The following is a 16,687-nucleotide window of genomic DNA, read 5'->3' on the forward strand; positions in this document are numbered from 1 at the left end:
ATATTAAACACTGTTTTGGCCCTTATTATGTGGCGCAGAACACAGAACGTTCAGGGGCGTTAACGCCACCATTGCCTGACCTTTTTGTAACGGAATGCCAGCAAAATCGCAGCAAAAACGGCGTAAATCACCGGTTGCGGCGACAGGGTTTTCACTGACCAGAGGTAATGGATGGGCGCGAGGATCGCGACCAGATAGATGACGTTATGCAGCCGTTGCCAGTTTTTCCCCAACCGGCGCTGCGCGCCCAGCGTCGAGGTGGCGGCCAGCGCCAGCAACATCAGCCAGCTCAGGATGCCGAGCGTCAGGTAAGGGCGGGAGACAAGCTCACTGCCCAGCAGGCCCAGGTTATTGATGCCGAGTTCCAGGAACGAATAGCTCAACAGGTGCAGCGAGGCCCAGGCAAAGCACCACAGCCCGATCAGGCGGCGCACGCGGATCAGCAGCGGCTGTTTCCCGTAGCGCGCCAGCGGGGTGATAAGCAGGCCGGCGAGCAGCCATTTCAACGCCGTCCGCCCGGTAAAGTGCTGGATATCTTTGGCCGGGTCGGCGCTGAAACCGCCCTGGCTCACCGACCAGACCAGCCACACCAGCGGCAGTATCCCCGCCAGATGGAGCAGCACTTTCAGGCCGGTAATCTGTTTTGCCGTCAGCCGCTTCACTCAGAAGTTCTCCCGTAAATCGAGGCCCTTATAGAGCGACGCCACCTGATCGCCATAGCCGTTGAACAGCAGGGTCGGCTGGCGTTTCACGTCCAGAATGCCGCCGCTGCCAATCGCACGCTCCGTGGCCTGTGACCAGCGCGGGTGGTCAACATGCGGGTTCACGTTGGCGTAAAAGCCATATTCATCCGGCGCGGAAAGGTTCCAGGTGGTAGGCGGCTGGTCGCGGGTCAGGCGGATATTCACGATCGACTTAATCCCTTTAAAGCCATATTTCCACGGCGTAATCAGGCGGATTGGCGCACCGTTCTGCGGCGGCAGCGTTTTGCCGTACACACCTACGGTGAGCAGGGTGAGCGGGTTCATCGCCTCATCCAGCCGCAGCCCCTCCACATAGGGGTAAGCCAGCCCGCCGCCAATAAAGCGATCTTTCTGGCCGGGCATATGCTCCGGGTCATACAGCGTCTGGAACGCCACATAGCGCGCGTTGCCGGTCGGCTCCACGGCGTTAATCAGCTTGCCCAGCTCAAAACCTATCCACGGCACCACCATCGACCACGCCTCTACACAGCGCAGGCGGTAGATGCGCTCCTCAAGCGGAAAACGTTTCAGCAGGTCATCCATGCTGAACGTGACCGGTTTGGCGACCTCGCCGTCGATGCGGATTTTCCAGTCGGCGGTTTGCAGTGTCCCGGCGTTGGCGGCCGGGTCGGACTTATCCAGGCCGAACTCGTAATAGTTGTTGTAGCCGGTGACTTTGTCTTCCGGCGTCAGCGGCCAGCCCGGCTGGTACGCGGCCGGTTTGCTGAAATCCAGCGGCTTGCCGGGCGGGGCCTTGGGGGCCTCGCTGCCTTTCAGCCAGGAGAGGATGTCAGCACGGGCGGCGGCAGGCAGCGCCAGTGAGGCAGCGGAGATGCCGAGCGCCTGCATGATCCGGCGTCGGTCCTGCATAAACAGGCTTTCAGGGGTAACGTCAGCCTCGGTAAGTTTGCGTGGCTTGCGCATAGGGGCGGTCTCCGGGAGAAGCAGGGGCCAGAACGGCGGGCAATGGCTCTATTATTGCTGTTCACCGCCATTCTGACAGTCAATCCTGCCATTTGTTACACATTATCGCGCAGGTTGACAATGTTGTTACCGGACTTTACCCACCGATACGCACCAGCGTGCGGCCGGTGATGCGGTTGTCCATCAGCGCGGCAGCGGCCTCCGGCACCTCTTCCAGGCTGATTTCCGTGGCGGCCTGCTCATAGAAGCGGGCAGGGAGCAGGCCGGCGAGCCGTTCCCAGGCTGCCTGGCGGCGATGCAGCGGCGCGCGCACCGAGTCAATGCCCTGCAACCGGACATTGCGCAGGATAAACGGCATCACCGTGGTCGGCAGCAGGTAACCGCCGGCCAGCCCGCAGGCGGCCACCACGCCGTTATAGTTCATCTGCGCCAGCACGTTGGCGAGCAGGCGATCGCCTACGGTGTCAATGGCCCCGGCCCAGCGCTGCGTCTCCAGCGGCCGCGCCGTTTCAAAGAACTCCTCACGCGGCAGGATATGCGCCGCACCGAGGTCACGCAGGTATGGGTGGGTATGCGGGCGGCCGCTGACTGCCGTCACCCGGTAGCCCTGCTGGGCGAGGATCGCCACCGCCGTGCTGCCGACGCCGCCGCTGGCCCCGGTGACCAGCACCTCGCCGCTCTGCGGGGCCACGCCGCCCTCCTCAAGCGCCATCACGCAGAGCATCGCCGTCAGCCCCGCAGTGCCGATGATCATACTCTGGCGGGCCGACAGGACAGGCGGCAACGCCACCAGCCAGTCCGCGTTGACCCGCGCCCGCTCCGCCAGCCCGCCCCAGTGGGTTTCACCCACACCCCAGCCGGTAAGCACCACCTGCTGGCCGGGGCGGAAACGGTGGTCTTTGCTGTCAACTACGGTGCCGGCGAAATCGATGCCCGGCACCATCGGGAAGTTGCGCACAATTTTGCCCTTGCCGGTGATCGCCAGCGCATCTTTATAGTTCAGCCCAGACCAGCCGACTTCTACCGTTACGTCGCCGTCCGGCAGCCGATCGGGGGCGATCTCCTGTATCTCTGCGGCGATCCGGCCTTCATGTTGCTCGAGCAAAAGCGCTTTCATAGAACCTCTCTATATAAAAGATGAATTATTTGGGAACTGTGTTGTCTTTCTATGAATATAAACGCCCCGTTACGGGAACAGGATGCGGCAGAACAAAAAACGCCGTAAACCCTGTTTTTTTCCGATATGCCGCTATCCGTAGAATAGCGAGGCCGGCAGGCGGGTTTAACGCCGTTTACTCCAGGCTTTTCTATTTTATAGTAGCGTGCCGACACGGGAGGCCGTCCTTTTACTCAACCATGCTGCGCAAGGCACAGGGATGCGATTCACGACCAAACTTTCAGCCTTTATTACCCTGCTGGTGGCGCTGGCCATGCTGTTGATGCTGCTGGGATGCGCATTCAGCTTTTTCAATCTCAGCCATCAGCGGATGCATGACCGCCTCGCCACACTCGCCACCACCTTTGACCAGGCGCTGCTGAGCCAGCCGCCCGGCACGGTGCGTAACTGGCTGCCGCTGGCGATGCGTACGGTGGGGGTGTCTGAGGTGAATGTGGTCAACGGCCACAGCCTTTTCTACCATCTGGCGCTGCCGCCTGACAGCACCCATCCGCGCCTGCCCACCGAGTACCGTGACATCACGCTGCCTTTATTGCAGCACCCCGGCTCGTCTATCCGCCTGACCTACCTCGACCCGATTGCCGGTTACACCCACTCTCTGCGCACGTCGCTGCCCATCAGCCTGGCTATCCTGGCCATGATTGGGGTGATGGGGCTGAGTTACCGCTGGCTGACGCGGCAGATTGCCGGTTATGAACGGCTGGAGGCGCGGGCGCGGCAGATTTTGCGCGGTGAGCGCCACAATGTGGGGCAGGGCGACATCCGCGAATGGCCGCCGGCCGCCAGCAGTGCGCTGGACAGGCTGCTGCGGGAACTGCGCGAAGCCCAGGAGGAGCGCGGCCGGGTAGACACGCTGATTCGCACCTTTGCCGCACAGGATGCGGGCACCGGCCTCAATAACCGGCTCTTTTTTGACAACCAGCTCACCACGCAACTGGAAGATGCCGGGGCCTATGGCGTGGTAATGCTGATCCGCCTGCCGGATATCGACACCCTGCGCGATGTGCATGGCCGCCCGGCGGTGCAGGAGCTGCTGAACGCCGTCGCCAACCTGCTTTCTACCTTTGTGATGCGCTACCCGGCGGCGCTGCTGGCGCGCTATTTCGCCAGTGATTTCGCGGTGTTGCTGCCGCACAGCACGCTGAAAGAGGCGGATGTGATCGCCGGGCAACTGGTGAATGCGGTGGGCGCCTTGCCGAACCAGCCGATTGATCTGGAGGCGCTGCTCTCTATCGGCATCAGCACCTACCGTTACGGCCAGTCGCCGGAGCAGGTGATGGATAACGCCGAACAGGCCGCCAGGCTGGCCTCGTTGCAGGGCAGCAACGGCTGGGTCGTGCATGACAGCCAGGTGCCGGAGCGCGGGCGCGGCAGCGTCCGCTGGCGGACCCTGCTGGAGCACACGCTGGCGCGCGACGGGCTGCGGCTCTACCAGAAACCCGCCCTGACCCGCGACGGCCGCCGGCACCATGTTGAGATCCTGCGCCGCATTTTTGACGGCGAGCAGGAGTTACCGGCGGCGGAGTTTATCCCGTTCGCCATGCTGTTTGGCCTGGCGCAGCGTTATGACCGCCAGACGCTGACGCAGATCCTGCCGCTGCTGGCGGAGTGGCCGGACGACGCGCTGGCGTTTCCGCTGACGGTGGATGCGCTGTTGCAGCGGCCGTTCCAGCAATGGCTGCGCGATACGTTGCTGCAATCTGAAAAAAACCAGCGCCGGCGAATTATGATTGAACTTGCAGAGGCGGATCTCTGTCAACATATCGACCGTTTACGGCCGGTGCTGCGGTTACTGCATGGGTTAGGGTGCCGGCTGGTGGTGGCGCAGGCGGGGCTGACGGTGGTCAGCACCACCTATATCAAATCGTTACCGGTGGAGCTGGTTAAACTTCACCCCGGCCTGGTGCGCAGCATTGACCGGCGGGTCGAAAACCAGTTGTTTGTCCAGAGCCTGGTCAACGCCTGCGACGGCACTCAGGTGCAGGTATTTGCCGCGGGGGTGAGGACCGCCGAGGAGTGGCAAACCCTGAAAGAGAAAGGCGTGCACGGCGGGCAGGGGGATTATTTTGCGTTACCGGCGCTTGTTGAAAGAAGCAACAAAAAATATTCCCATAACTGATAGCAATACGCTGATCCATTGGGTCGAATTGACGTAGAATGAGCCAGCCCGCTGGCAGGGGTGTTGGTGAGTCCTTACCAACATTCTGAAGCGGGGAAAATGTATGTGTGTGTAATGTAGCTATGTATGTGTGATGTGCGCGCCTTTATAACGTGCCAGAAGAAGACTCTGCAAGCGGTGCCGAAAAATCAGGGCAGCCCTTGTTTTATGGCCGATAAATTGTCAACATCGCAGACTATTTTTTCACCGGAGCAGACTGTTTATGCGCCTTGTCGCTGCTTCGCGTGGTTGGTAAAGTAGGCGGATTTTATTTTCCGCCCCCAGCTTGCAGGATTATCCTTTCGTTATGTTTAAGAAATTCCGTGGCATGTTTTCCAATGACTTGTCCATCGACCTGGGTACGGCCAATACCCTGATCTATGTTAAAGGGCAAGGCATTGTATTGAATGAACCGTCGGTGGTTGCCATTCGCCAGGATCGTGCCGGTTCCCCTAAGAGCGTTGCGGCGGTGGGCCATGACGCCAAACAGATGCTGGGGCGTACGCCCGGCAACATCGCGGCTATCCGCCCGATGAAAGACGGCGTGATTGCTGACTTCTTTGTGACTGAAAAAATGCTTCAGCACTTCATCAAACAGGTCCACAGCAACAGCTTTATGCGCCCAAGCCCGCGTGTGCTGGTGTGCGTGCCGGTTGGCGCGACCCAGGTTGAACGCCGGGCAATCCGTGAGTCCGCGCAGGGCGCAGGCGCACGTGAAGTCTTCCTGATTGAAGAACCGATGGCCGCGGCAATCGGCGCCGGCCTGCCGGTGTCTGAAGCGACCGGCTCCATGGTGGTGGATATTGGTGGCGGTACCACCGAAGTGGCCGTGATCTCCCTGAACGGCGTGGTCTACTCTTCTTCTGTCCGTATCGGCGGTGACCGTTTTGACGAAGCCATCATTAATTATGTGCGCCGTAACTACGGCTCGCTGATTGGTGAAGCGACCGCAGAGCGCATCAAACACGAAATCGGCTCCGCCTACCCAGGTGACGAAGTGCGCGAAATTGAAGTGCGCGGCCGTAACCTGGCTGAGGGTGTGCCGCGCGGCTTTACCCTGAACTCCAACGAGATCCTCGAAGCGTTGCAGGAGCCGCTGACCGGCATCGTCAGCGCGGTGATGGTGGCGCTGGAGCAGTGCCCGCCGGAACTCGCCTCGGACATCTCCGAGCGCGGCATGGTACTGACCGGCGGCGGCGCGCTGCTGCGTAACCTCGACCGCCTGCTGATGGAAGAGACGGGCATCCCGGTGGTCGTGGCAGAAGATCCGCTGACCTGTGTTGCCCGTGGCGGCGGCAAGGCGCTGGAGATGATCGACATGCACGGCGGCGATTTGTTCAGCGAAGAGTAATCCGCGCAACATCTCATCAGCCCTGGGAAGGGGTGGCGCACATCGCGGTGCGCAAGCATGAACCGCTGTGTCACGGCATTAAGGGCGTACCCACGCAGGGTGCGCCGGCCTGCCCGGTTTGGTTGACCTGCGTGCCGGGCGTGAACGGCTTTCACGCCATGTGGCTACCCCCTTCTGTCGTCGAGGAATCCGCATAATTTATGAAGCCGATTTTTAGCAGGGGGCCTTCCCTGCAATTACGTCTCTTTTTGGCTATTGTCGCGGCGATTGCCCTGATTATCGCCGACAGCCGTCTCGGTACCTTCATGAAGATCCGTACCTATATGGATACGGCCGTCAGTCCCTTCTATTTCCTGTCTAATGGCCCGCGCAAACTGCTCGACAGCGTCTCTGACACGCTGGCGACCCGCCAGCAGCTCGAGCTGGAAAACCGTGCGCTCCGCCAGGAGCTGCTACTGAAAAACAGCGATCAACTGCTGCTTGGCCAGTTCAAGCAGGAAAATGCCCGCCTGCGTGAATTGCTGGGGTCACCCCTGCGCCAGGACGAGCAGAAGATGGTCACGCAGGTGATCTCCACCGGCACCGACCCGTACAGCGACCAGGTGGTTATCGACAAGGGCTCTGAAAACGGCGTCTATGAAGGCCAGCCGGTGATCAGTGACAAGGGCGTGGTCGGGCAGGTGGTGGCGGTGGCGCAATTCACCAGCCGCGTGTTGCTTATCTGCGATGCATCCCACGCGTTGCCGATTCAGGTGCTGCGTAATGACATCCGGGTAATTGCCGCAGGCAGCGGCTGTACCGATGACCTTCAGCTTGAGCACCTGCCGAGCAACACGGACATCCGTGTCGGCGATGTGCTGGTGACCTCCGGCCTCGGCGGCCGCTTCCCGGAAGGGTATCCGGTGGCGGTGGTCTCCTCGGTGAAAGTGGACAACCAGCGCGCCTACACGGTTATCCAGGCCCGCCCGACGGCCGGCCTGCAACGTTTGCGCTATCTGCTGCTGCTGTGGGGGTCTGACCGTAATGGGGACATGCCCCTGCCGCCGGACGAAGTGCACCGCGTCGCCAATGAACGCCTGATGCAGATGATGCCGCAGGTATTGCCGCGCGCCAATGAGATGGGGCCACCCGCCCCGGCTCCGGCCCCGGCGACTAATGCTGTACCGGCAAACGGTGCTGCCCCGGTTAACGGTGCGGCACCGGCTTCGCCGGCCAGGGGGACACAGCCATGAACCGCTACCGCAGCCACGGGCGCTGGATAATCTGGATCTCGTTCTTTATTGCCATGTTGCTGCAAATTATGCCCTGGCCTGAACAGATCTACATGTTCCGGCCCTCGTGGCTGACGCTGCTGCTCATTTACTGGGTGATGGCGCTGCCGCACCGGGTGAATGTCGGTACCGGCTTTATCCTCGGCCTGCTCAATGACCTGATCCTCGGCTCCACGCTTGGGGTCAGGGCGCTGGCGCTGGGCATCATCGCTTATCTGGTGGCCTTCAAATTCCAGCTGTTCCGCAACATGGCATTATGGCAACAAGCGCTGATTGTGATGCTGCTCTCGCTGGCGATGCACGTTGTGGTGTTCTGGGCTGAATTTTTAGTGATAAATGTGTCGTTCCGACCGGAAGTATTCTGGAGTAGTGTGATTGACGGCATCCTGTGGCCGTGGCTGTTCCTGTTGATGCGTAAAATCCGCCGTCAATTTGCCGTACAATGAGGACCAAGATGACTTCGCTCTATCTGGCTTCCGCCTCCCCGCGGCGGCATGAATTGCTCTCCCTGCTGGAGATCCCGTTCGAACGTATTGTGGCGGACGTGGAAGAGGTGCGCCGTCCGGAAGAGACGCCGGAAGGCTATGTACGGCGGCTGGCACAGGACAAGGCGCTGGCCGGGGTGGCCGCTGCCCCGCAGGATTTGCCGGTCCTCGGTTCTGATACTATCGTGGTATTAGAGGGGCAGGTGCTGGAGAAGCCGCGTGACGCGGAGCACGCCGCAGAGATGTTGCAGGCGCTGTCCGGCAGGCAGCACCAGGTGATGACCGCGGTGGCGATAGCCGACCGGGGCGATCTGCTCTGCACGCTGGTGACGACGGAGGTCACTTTCCGCGTACTCTCCTCAGACGAGATTCAACACTATATCGCCGGTGGCGAACCCTTTGACAAGGCGGGTGCGTATGGCATCCAGGGCAAAGGCGGCTGTTTTGTGCGGGAGATCCGCGGCAGCTACCCGGCCGTGGTCGGGTTGCCGCTGGTGGAGACACAGGAGCTGTACAGCCAGTTTATGGCTGTCCGCAAGGTAAGGAGAGACCATGACCGCTGAATTACTGGTAAACATCACCCCCTCAGAGACACGGGTCGCCTATATTGACGGCGGCATTCTGCAAGAGATCCACATCGAGCGCGAAGCCAAACGCGGCATCGCCGGCAACATCTACAAGGGCCGCGTCAGCCGTGTGTTGCCGGGGATGCAGGCCGCCTTTGTGGACATCGGCCTCGACAAGGCCGCCTTCCTCCACGCCTCCGACATCATGCCGCACACCGAGTGCGTGGCCGGGGACGAGCGCAAAAATTTCCACGTGCGTGACATCGCCGAGCTGGTGCGCCAGGGGCAGGATTTAATGGTGCAGGTGGTGAAAGACCCGCTCGGCACCAAGGGCGCGCGCCTCACCACCGACATCACCCTGCCGTCGCGTTACCTGGTGTTTATGCCGGGCGCGGCGCATGTCGGCGTGTCACAGCGCATCGCCAGTGAGGCGGAGCGTGATCGCCTGAAGAAAATCGTTTCCGCGTACTGTGACGATCTGGGCGGCTTTATTATCCGCACCGCCGCCGAAGGGGTAGGGGCGGAGGAGCTGTCCCAGGACGCCGCCTTCCTCAAACGCCTCTGGACGAAAGTCACCGAGCGCAAAAAACGCAATGTCACCAAGTGCAAGCTGTATGGTGAAGTGGCGCTGGCGCAGCGCATCCTGCGTGATTTCGCCGGCGCAGCGCTGGATCGCATCCGCGTCGATTCCCGCCTGACCTACGAATTGTTGCTGGAGTTCACCGGCGAATATATGCCGGAACTCACCAGCAAGCTGGAGCACTACACCGGCAAGCAGCCAATTTTCGATCTCTACGATGTGGAAAACGAGATCCAGCGGGCGCTGGAGCGCAAAGTCGAACTGAAATCGGGCGGTTACCTGATTATCGACCAGACCGAGGCGATGACCACCATCGACATCAACACCGGGGCATTTGTCGGCCACCGCAACCTTGATGAAACCATCTTCAACACCAACGTCGAAGCGACGCAGGCCATCGCCCGCCAGTTAAGGCTGCGTAACCTCGGCGGCATTATCATCATCGACTTTATCGACATGAGCAACGAGGACCACCGCCGCCGCGTGCTGCATTCGCTGGAGCAGGCACTGAGCAAAGACCGGGTGAAAACCAGCATCAATGGTTTCTCCCAGCTCGGCCTGGTGGAGATGACCCGCAAACGCACGCGTGAAAGCGTGGAACATGTGCTCTGTCATGATTGTCCAACCTGTCATGGCCGCGGCACGCTGAAAACGGTGGAAACGGTCTGTTATGAGATCCTGCGCGAAATTGTGCGCGTGCATCATGCGTATGATGCTGACCGTTTCCTGGTCTACGCCTCGCAGGCGGTGGGCGAAGCGCTGAAAGGCGAAGAGTCCCATGCGCTGGCGGAAGTGGAAATTTTCGTCGGCAAACAGGTCAAAGTGCAGATCGAGCCGCTCTATAACCAGGAACAATTTGACGTCGTCATGATGTAACCTGGCCGGCGGCACGAGGCTGCCGGCATGTTGTCGCCCCTGCGTCACGCATGGCTGTAAATTAATTTGATGTCGTATCCCGTACTGATGACAACGGGATGAAAGGAGAAACGCGTGAGGCGAGTGCCGGGTATTCTGTTAACCACCTGCGCCACCATTATTGTGATGGTGGCGTTGTTGATCAGTGGGTTACGGTTGGCGCTGCCGAAGCTGGACACGTTCCGCCCGCAATTGCTGAGCAAAATCGAGGCGGTGAGCGGGGTACCGGTCAGGGTAGAAAAGTTAACCGGCCGTTGGGAAACCTTCGGCCCGACGCTGGAAGTCAACGGCTTACAGGCGCGGCTGCCGGATTCCACCTGGCAGCTGGAGCGCGTCACGCTGGCGCTGGATGTCTGGCAATCGCTGTTGCACTGGCGCTGGCAGTTCCGCGACCTTACCTTCTATAACCTCCAGCTCGACCTGGATTCCACCCTCGGCGGCCGCGACCACCAGGGCAGCTCGGTGGAACCCAATGAAATCAGCAACCTTTTCCTCAAGCAGGTTGACCACTTTGACCTGCGCAACAGCCGCATCTCGTTCCTGACGCCTTCCGGCCCGCGCGCGGTGTTTGACATCCCGCAACTCACCTGGCTTAACAGCGACAACCGCCACCGCGCGGAGGGGCAGCTCAGCCTCTCAACCTTTACCGGCCAGCATGGCGTGGTGCAACTGCGCATGGACCTGCACGACAGCCAGGGGCTGCTGAACAACGGCACGGTCTATCTGCAGGCGGACGATGTGGATCTCAAGCCGTGGCTGGGGCGCTGGCTGCGCCGCAACACCGGCCTGCAAACCGGCAACGTCAGCCTGGCGGCCTGGTTGCAGGTGCAGAACGGCGAAATTGCCGGGGGCGATGCGCGGGTACGGCAGGGCGAGGCGCGCTGGAACATCGACGGCCAGCCGCACCGGCTCGAGGTGGCGGATCTCTCCCTCCATGCGAAACGGCAGGGGCGCGGCTGGCAATTTGATGTGCCGCAACTGGCGTTGCAGACCGACGGCCAACCGTGGCCGCGCGGCGGCATCTCTGCGTTGTGGCTGCCGGAAAACACCGATTTCCTCGGCCCGAATCAACGCGAAGAGTTACGCCTGCGCACCCGCCATATCCGCATTGAGCGCCTCGGGCCGCTGTTGCCGATGGTGGCGTTCCTCTCGCCCAATCTGCTGGACCGCTGGAATGACCTGAAACCCGCCGGGCATATTGATGCGCTGGCGCTCGACATCCCGCTCAAGCAGCCGGAACTGACCCGTTTCCAGGCGAAATGGCATGACGTCAGCTGGCAGCACTGGAAAGTATTGCCGGGCGTCAGCCATTTCGCCGGGACGCTGAGCGGCAGCGTGCCGCAGGGACGGCTGGATCTGGACCTCAACGAGAGCGTGTTGCCGTATGGCGAGATGTTCCGCGCGCCGCTGGAAGTGCACCGCGCGCAGGGGGCGATTGGCTGGGTCAACAACAGCGACCGGCTGGAACTCTGGGGGCGCGGGCTGGACGTGCAGGCGCGCTCGCTGTGGGCCACCGGTGATTTCGACTATATGCAGCCGGCCAACGGTACGCCGTGGCTGTCGATTCTCTCCGGTATCCGGTTGTATGACGCCGGTGACGCCTGGCGCTACTTCCCGGAACCGCTGATGGGCACCCATCTGGTGGATTACCTGAGCGGGGCGATCCAGGGCGGGCAGGTGGAGAACGCCACGCTGGTCTACGCCGGGAACCCGCACCTGTTCCCTTACAAACACAATGACGGCCAGTTCCAGGTTTATGTGCCGCTGCGCGCGTCCACCTTCCGCTTCCAGCCGGGCTGGCCGGCGTTGCAGGATCTGGACATCGACCTCAACTTCCTCAACGACGGCCTGTTTATGAAAGCGGCCCATACCACGCTGGGGCAGGTGCAGGGCAATAATGTGGTGGCCGCAATCCCGGATTACCTGAAACAGAAGCTGCTGGTGGATGCCGATATCCGGGGTGCGGGTAAAGAAGTGGGAAATTACTTCAACCAGACCCCCCTGAAAGGCTCGCTGGGGGCCGCGCTGGATGAATTGCAGATCGGCGGCGATGTCAGTGGGCGCTTACATCTCGATATTCCGTTGAACGGCCAGCAGGTCAGGGCCAGCGGTGATGTGCAACTGGCGGATAACAGCCTGCTGATTAAACCGCTGAACACCACCATCAAGCACCTGAACGGCCGCTTCCGCTATGACAACGGCAACCTGCAAAGCGAACCGATGCAGGGCAACTGGCTGGGGCAACCGCTGGCGGTGGATTTCTCCACCCAGGAGCAGCCGCAGAGCATGGGCATCAAGGTGAACCTGTCCGGTGACTGGCAACCTGCCAGGCTGCCGGGCTTACCGGCGGCGGCTATTCCGGCCCTGGGCGGCAGCGCCGCCTGGAAAAGCCAGGTCGGCATTACCCTGCCGCACCAGGGCAAGCCGGAGTATGACGTAGAGGCCAGCGTGGATCTAAAAGCAGTAAGCAGTCACTTACCCGCGCCGCTGGGCAAAACCGCCGGTGAGCCGCTGCTGCTGACTGCCAGGGCGAAAGGTGGGCTGAAAAGCTTTAACCTGACCGGGCGCGTCGGCAAAGAGAACGCCTTTAACAGCCGCTGGCTGCTGGGGGACGCACTGACCCTTGACCGCGCCGCCTGGCAGCGCCATAGCGCCACCCCACCCCCGCTGCCTGCCGACAGCAGCCTGACGCTCGACCTCCCGGCGCTGGATGGCGAAAGCTGGCTGGCGCTGCTGTCACCGGCGCAGGCTATCCCGGCAGCGGCCAATGCCGCCCCGGCGCTGGCGTTCCATTTCCCGAAACTGGTCACCCTGACCACCCCGGTGCTGGAGGCCGGCGGGCAGAGCTGGCATAACGTCGCGGTGAACACCACCCAGCAAGCGGGCGGGATGCAGGCGCAGGTACACGCGGATGAAGCGGACGGCACCCTGAAAATGGCGGAAAGTGCGCCGTGGCAGGCGGATATCCGCTACCTTTATTATAATCCGCAGTTCGCCGCGGCCACCGGCGAGCGCGCCTCCGGCACCGGCAGCAATCCGTTCGGCGAAAACATCTCCTTCAGCAACTGGCCATCGGTGATGCTGCGCTGCCGGAGCTGCTGGTTCTACGGCCAGAATGTGGGCCGGGTGGAGGCGGATGTCACGCCGCAGGGCGACACCCTTACGCTGCGTAACGGGCTGGTGGACACCGGCAAAATGCGCCTGACGGTGGACGGCCAGTGGCAACAGGGCAGCGCCGGATCGCGTACCGGGCTGAAAGGGACATTGCAGGGCGAGAAAATTGATGAAGCCGCCGCCTGGCTTGGCCTCTCAACCCCGCTGAAAGCCGCGCCGTTCAATGTGGCGTTTGATCTGCACTGGCAGGGCGAACCGTGGAAACCATCCATCCCGACGCTGAACGGCACGCTGAACAGCGCGCTGGGCAAAGGGGAAATCGCCGATCTCGGCGGCGGCCGCGCCGGGCAATTGCTGCGGCTGATCAGTTTCGATGCCCTGCTGCGCAAGTTGCAGCTTGATTTTAGTGATACCTTCGGTAAAGGTTTCTATTTCGACTCCATTAAATCCACTATCTGGATCAAGGATGGCGTGCTGCACACGGATGACCTGCTGGTGGATGGGCTGGCCGCTGACATCGCCATGAACGGGCAGGTGGATCTGGTGCGCCGGCAGATTGAGATGGAAGCGGTGATCGCGCCGGAAATCTCCGCCACGGTGGGGGTGGCCACCGCGTTTGTGATAAACCCGGTGATTGGCGCGGCGGTGTTTGCCGCCACCAAAGCGCTGGCACCGCTCTGGAACAAAATCTCCCTGATCCGTTACCACATCAGTGGTAACTTGGATCAACCCAAGATTAATGAGGTGTTGCGCGAGCCGAAAGCGGCCGGGGCGAAGTAGCCGGGCGCAACATCCCCGAATCCGGTGCGCCGCACCGGAACCCTATAACAATGAGTGAAGATACTATGAGCCTGGCCTTTGCTAGTGAGCAGTTACTTACTGCGAACAACCTTACGCACCAAGACCTTTCCTCGGTATTGGGTCAACTGGCTGAGCGTCGCCTCGACTATGCCGACCTCTATTTCCAGTCCAGTTACCATGAAGCCTGGGTGATTGAAGACAGCATCATCAAAGACGGCTCCTACAACATCGACCAGGGTGTCGGCGTGCGCGCCGTCAGCGGTGAGAAAACCGGCTTCGCCTACGCCGACCAACTGACGCTGAACGCGCTGAACCTGAGCGCCCAGGCGGCACGTAACATCGTGCGTGAGAACGGCAGCGGCAAAATTCATACGCTGGGCGCCGTCAACCACACCGCGCTTTACCCGCTGCTCGACCCGCTGCAAAGCCTGCCGCGTGAAGAGAAAATCGCCCTGCTGCACCGGGTGGACAAGGCGGCGCGCGCCGCTGACCGCCGCGTGCAGGAAGTCAGCGCCAGCCTGACCGGCGTGTATGAAACCGTGCTGGTGGCGGCCACCGACGGCACGCTGGCGGCGGACGTGCGCCCGCTGGTGCGGCTCTCCGTGAGTGTGCTGGTGGAAGAGGACGGCAAACGCGAGCGCGGCTCCAGCGGCGGCGGCGGGCGTTTCGGTTATGACTTCTTCCTGCAGAACGAAAACGGCGAAGTGCGGGCGGAAGCCTGGGCGCGCGAAGCGGTGCGTATGGCGCTGGTGAACCTCTCCGCCGTCGCGGCCCCGGCCGGGGCGATGCCGGTAGTGCTCGGCGCAGGCTGGCCGGGCGTGCTGCTGCATGAGGCGGTCGGCCACGGCCTGGAAGGGGACTTCAACCGTCGCGGCACCTCGGTATTCAGCGGCCAGATGGGCGAGCTGGTGGCCTCTGAACTCTGCACCGTGGTGGATGACGGCACCCTCCAGGGGCTGCGCGGCTCGCTGGCGATTGACGACGAAGGCGTGCCGGGCCAGTACAACGTGCTGATCGAGAACGGCATCCTGAAAGGCTACATGCAGGACAAACTCAACGCGCGCCTGATGGGTGTGGCCCCGACCGGCAACGGCCGCCGTGAGTCCTACGCGCACCTGCCGATGCCGCGCATGACCAACACCTACATGCTGGCCGGGCAGTCCACGCCGGAAGAGATCATCAGCAGCGTGGAGTATGGCCTCTATGCGCCGAACTTCGGCGGCGGCCAGGTGGACATCACCTCCGGCAAGTTCGTGTTCTCCACCTCAGAAGCCTACCTGATTGAGAAAGGGCGCATCACCAAACCGGTGAAGGGCGCGACGCTGATCGGCTCCGGCATCGAGGCGATGCAACAGATTTCGATGGTCGGCAACGATCTGGCGCTCGACAAGGGCGTCGGCGTCTGCGGCAAAGAGGGGCAAAGCCTGCCGGTGGGCGTTGGCCAGCCGACGCTGAAACTCAACACCCTCACCGTCGGCGGCACCGCGTAATCCTGTCTCCTGATACACACCGACTGCCCGCGCCTGCGGGCAGTCTGCTTTCCGGCCTTCACTCCTCGAGCGGCTTCTGCTCACGGTACTGCTTGAACAGCGTCCCGACCTGGTTGAAATACTCCGTCAGGTAGTTGATGCACACCTGCACTTTCAGCGGCAGCTTGTCTTTTTCGGTATAGAGCGCGTACACCGGGCGCGGGTCAGAGTGGTAGCGGGCAAACAGGATCTCCACCTCACCGGCGTTAATCTCATCAATAATCCACATCAGCGGCACATAGGCGATGCCCGCCCCGGCCTTGAGCCAGCGGATCATGGTCTGCGAGTCATTGGTGACAAAACGCCCGTGCGGGCTGAGGCGGGTGGTGATCCCTTCCGGGGCGATCAGTTCGAATTCGCTGTCGGGCCGCACGCTGTATTCCAGCCAGGAGAAATTGACGATGTCGGCCGGTTTCTCCGGCGTGCCGTGCTGGTTCAGGTAGCTGCGCGCGGCGCACACCACCATCGGCATGGAGCCCAGGCGTTTTGAGAACAGGCTGGAGTCCTGCAACGCACCGACGCGGATCACCACGTCCAGCCCGTCGGCAATCAAATCCGGCGCGGGGATGCCGGTCACCAGGTTTACTGTCAGGCCGGGGTATTCGCGCATCATGTCGGCGGTCATGTTCGCCAGCACATTCTGCGCCATGGTCGAGGAGCTGCCGATGCGCAGCGTGCCGGTCGGGGTGTTATTGAAGGCGTAAAGCTGCTCATGCACCTCCAGCACATCCTGCAACATACGGCGGCAGCCCTGATAGTAAATCTTCCCTGCCTCGGTCAGGCCGATACTGCGGGTGCTGCGGTTCAGCAGTTTCACCTGCAACTCATTCTCCAGTTTGGAGACGGTCTGGCTGATGGAGGAGACACTCATTTCCAGCTGGCGCGCCGCGGCGGTAAACGAGCCGCACTCCACTACTTTGGCAAACACGGACATGCGCTTGAGTCGTTCCATTATTCACTCTGGCTTAAAAGTGATTTAGATCACATAAGGTAGATAGACTGATAACAACAACGCTACCATAGTCCCACGGGTGAAGTGCCTTTGATTGGGCGAATCTGTAGTCAATCAATTC

At 61.5% G+C, this 16,687-nt stretch carries 12 protein-coding genes; 8 read left to right on the forward strand and 4 right to left on the reverse strand.

The features are described 5' to 3' along the window. Nucleotides 1–59: 59 nt before the first annotated feature. From msrQ to acuI, 3 genes are all read right to left on the reverse strand, one after another. The gene (gene msrQ, locus JK232_RS16235; protein WP_072933403.1) at nucleotides 60–662 is read right to left on the reverse strand and encodes a protein-methionine-sulfoxide reductase heme-binding subunit MsrQ; all 603 of its coding nucleotides are present in this window, start codon (nucleotides 660–662) and stop codon (nucleotides 60–62) included. Next, on the reverse strand, nucleotides 663–1,667 hold the full coding sequence (msrP, locus tag JK232_RS16240) for a protein-methionine-sulfoxide reductase catalytic subunit MsrP (RefSeq protein WP_072933405.1): 1,005 nt from the start codon (nucleotides 1,665–1,667) through the stop codon (nucleotides 663–665). Between the two features lie 136 nt (nucleotides 1,668–1,803). Next, on the reverse strand, nucleotides 1,804–2,784 hold the full coding sequence (acuI, locus tag JK232_RS16245; protein WP_212589412.1) for an acrylyl-CoA reductase (NADPH): 981 nt from the start codon (nucleotides 2,782–2,784) through the stop codon (nucleotides 1,804–1,806). 259 nt (nucleotides 2,785–3,043) lie between these two features. Between acuI and csrD the strand changes: the two genes are divergently transcribed. The 8 genes from csrD to tldD all read left to right on the forward strand — a co-directional run bounded on the left by csrD (nucleotide 3,044) and on the right by tldD (nucleotide 15,575). Beyond that, nucleotides 3,044–4,963 (forward strand): RNase E specificity factor CsrD, encoded by a 1,920-nt coding sequence (gene csrD / locus JK232_RS16250; RefSeq protein WP_101828997.1) that lies wholly within the window; start codon nucleotides 3,044–3,046, stop codon nucleotides 4,961–4,963. Between the two features lie 346 nt (nucleotides 4,964–5,309). Then, complete coding sequence (mreB, locus tag JK232_RS16255; protein WP_003855260.1) at nucleotides 5,310–6,353, forward strand: rod shape-determining protein MreB; 1,044 nt, start codon at nucleotides 5,310–5,312, stop codon at nucleotides 6,351–6,353. Between the two features lie 200 nt (nucleotides 6,354–6,553). Then, the gene (mreC, locus tag JK232_RS16260) at nucleotides 6,554–7,585 is read left to right on the forward strand and encodes a rod shape-determining protein MreC (protein ID WP_101828996.1); all 1,032 of its coding nucleotides are present in this window, start codon (nucleotides 6,554–6,556) and stop codon (nucleotides 7,583–7,585) included. After that, a complete protein-coding gene (gene mreD / locus JK232_RS16265) occupies nucleotides 7,582–8,070 on the forward strand; it encodes a rod shape-determining protein MreD (protein WP_072931658.1) in 489 nt (162 codons plus the stop codon). Before mreC ends, mreD begins: the two co-directional genes overlap by 4 nt. An 8-nt stretch (nucleotides 8,071–8,078) precedes the next feature. Further along, a complete protein-coding gene (locus JK232_RS16270) occupies nucleotides 8,079–8,672 on the forward strand; it encodes a Maf family protein (protein WP_072931660.1) in 594 nt (197 codons plus the stop codon). Then, on the forward strand, nucleotides 8,662–10,131 hold the full coding sequence (gene rng / locus JK232_RS16275; protein WP_072931661.1) for a ribonuclease G: 1,470 nt from the start codon (nucleotides 8,662–8,664) through the stop codon (nucleotides 10,129–10,131). The genes JK232_RS16270 and rng overlap by 11 nt, the downstream gene beginning before the upstream one ends. Nucleotides 10,132–10,245: 114 nt before the next feature. Continuing rightward, the gene (gene yhdP / locus JK232_RS16280; protein WP_212589413.1) at nucleotides 10,246–14,064 is read left to right on the forward strand and encodes an AsmA2 domain-containing protein YhdP; all 3,819 of its coding nucleotides are present in this window, start codon (nucleotides 10,246–10,248) and stop codon (nucleotides 14,062–14,064) included. A 65-nt stretch (nucleotides 14,065–14,129) separates the two neighbouring features. Then, nucleotides 14,130–15,575, forward strand: coding sequence for a metalloprotease TldD (gene tldD, locus JK232_RS16285; RefSeq protein ID WP_101828994.1), 1,446 nt, complete (start codon nucleotides 14,130–14,132; stop codon nucleotides 15,573–15,575). 58 nt (nucleotides 15,576–15,633) lie between these two features. On the opposite strand, the gene aaeR is transcribed toward tldD, so the two are convergent. Beyond that, nucleotides 15,634–16,566 (reverse strand): HTH-type transcriptional activator AaeR, encoded by a 933-nt coding sequence (gene aaeR, locus JK232_RS16290; protein ID WP_072931667.1) that lies wholly within the window; start codon nucleotides 16,564–16,566, stop codon nucleotides 15,634–15,636. Between the last annotated feature and the right edge of the window lie 121 nt (nucleotides 16,567–16,687).

Origin of the sequence: Nissabacter archeti (assembly GCF_018257325.1) — a bacterium.
In the GTDB taxonomy this organism is placed as follows: Bacteria; Pseudomonadota; Gammaproteobacteria; order Enterobacterales; family Enterobacteriaceae; genus Chimaeribacter; species Chimaeribacter arupi.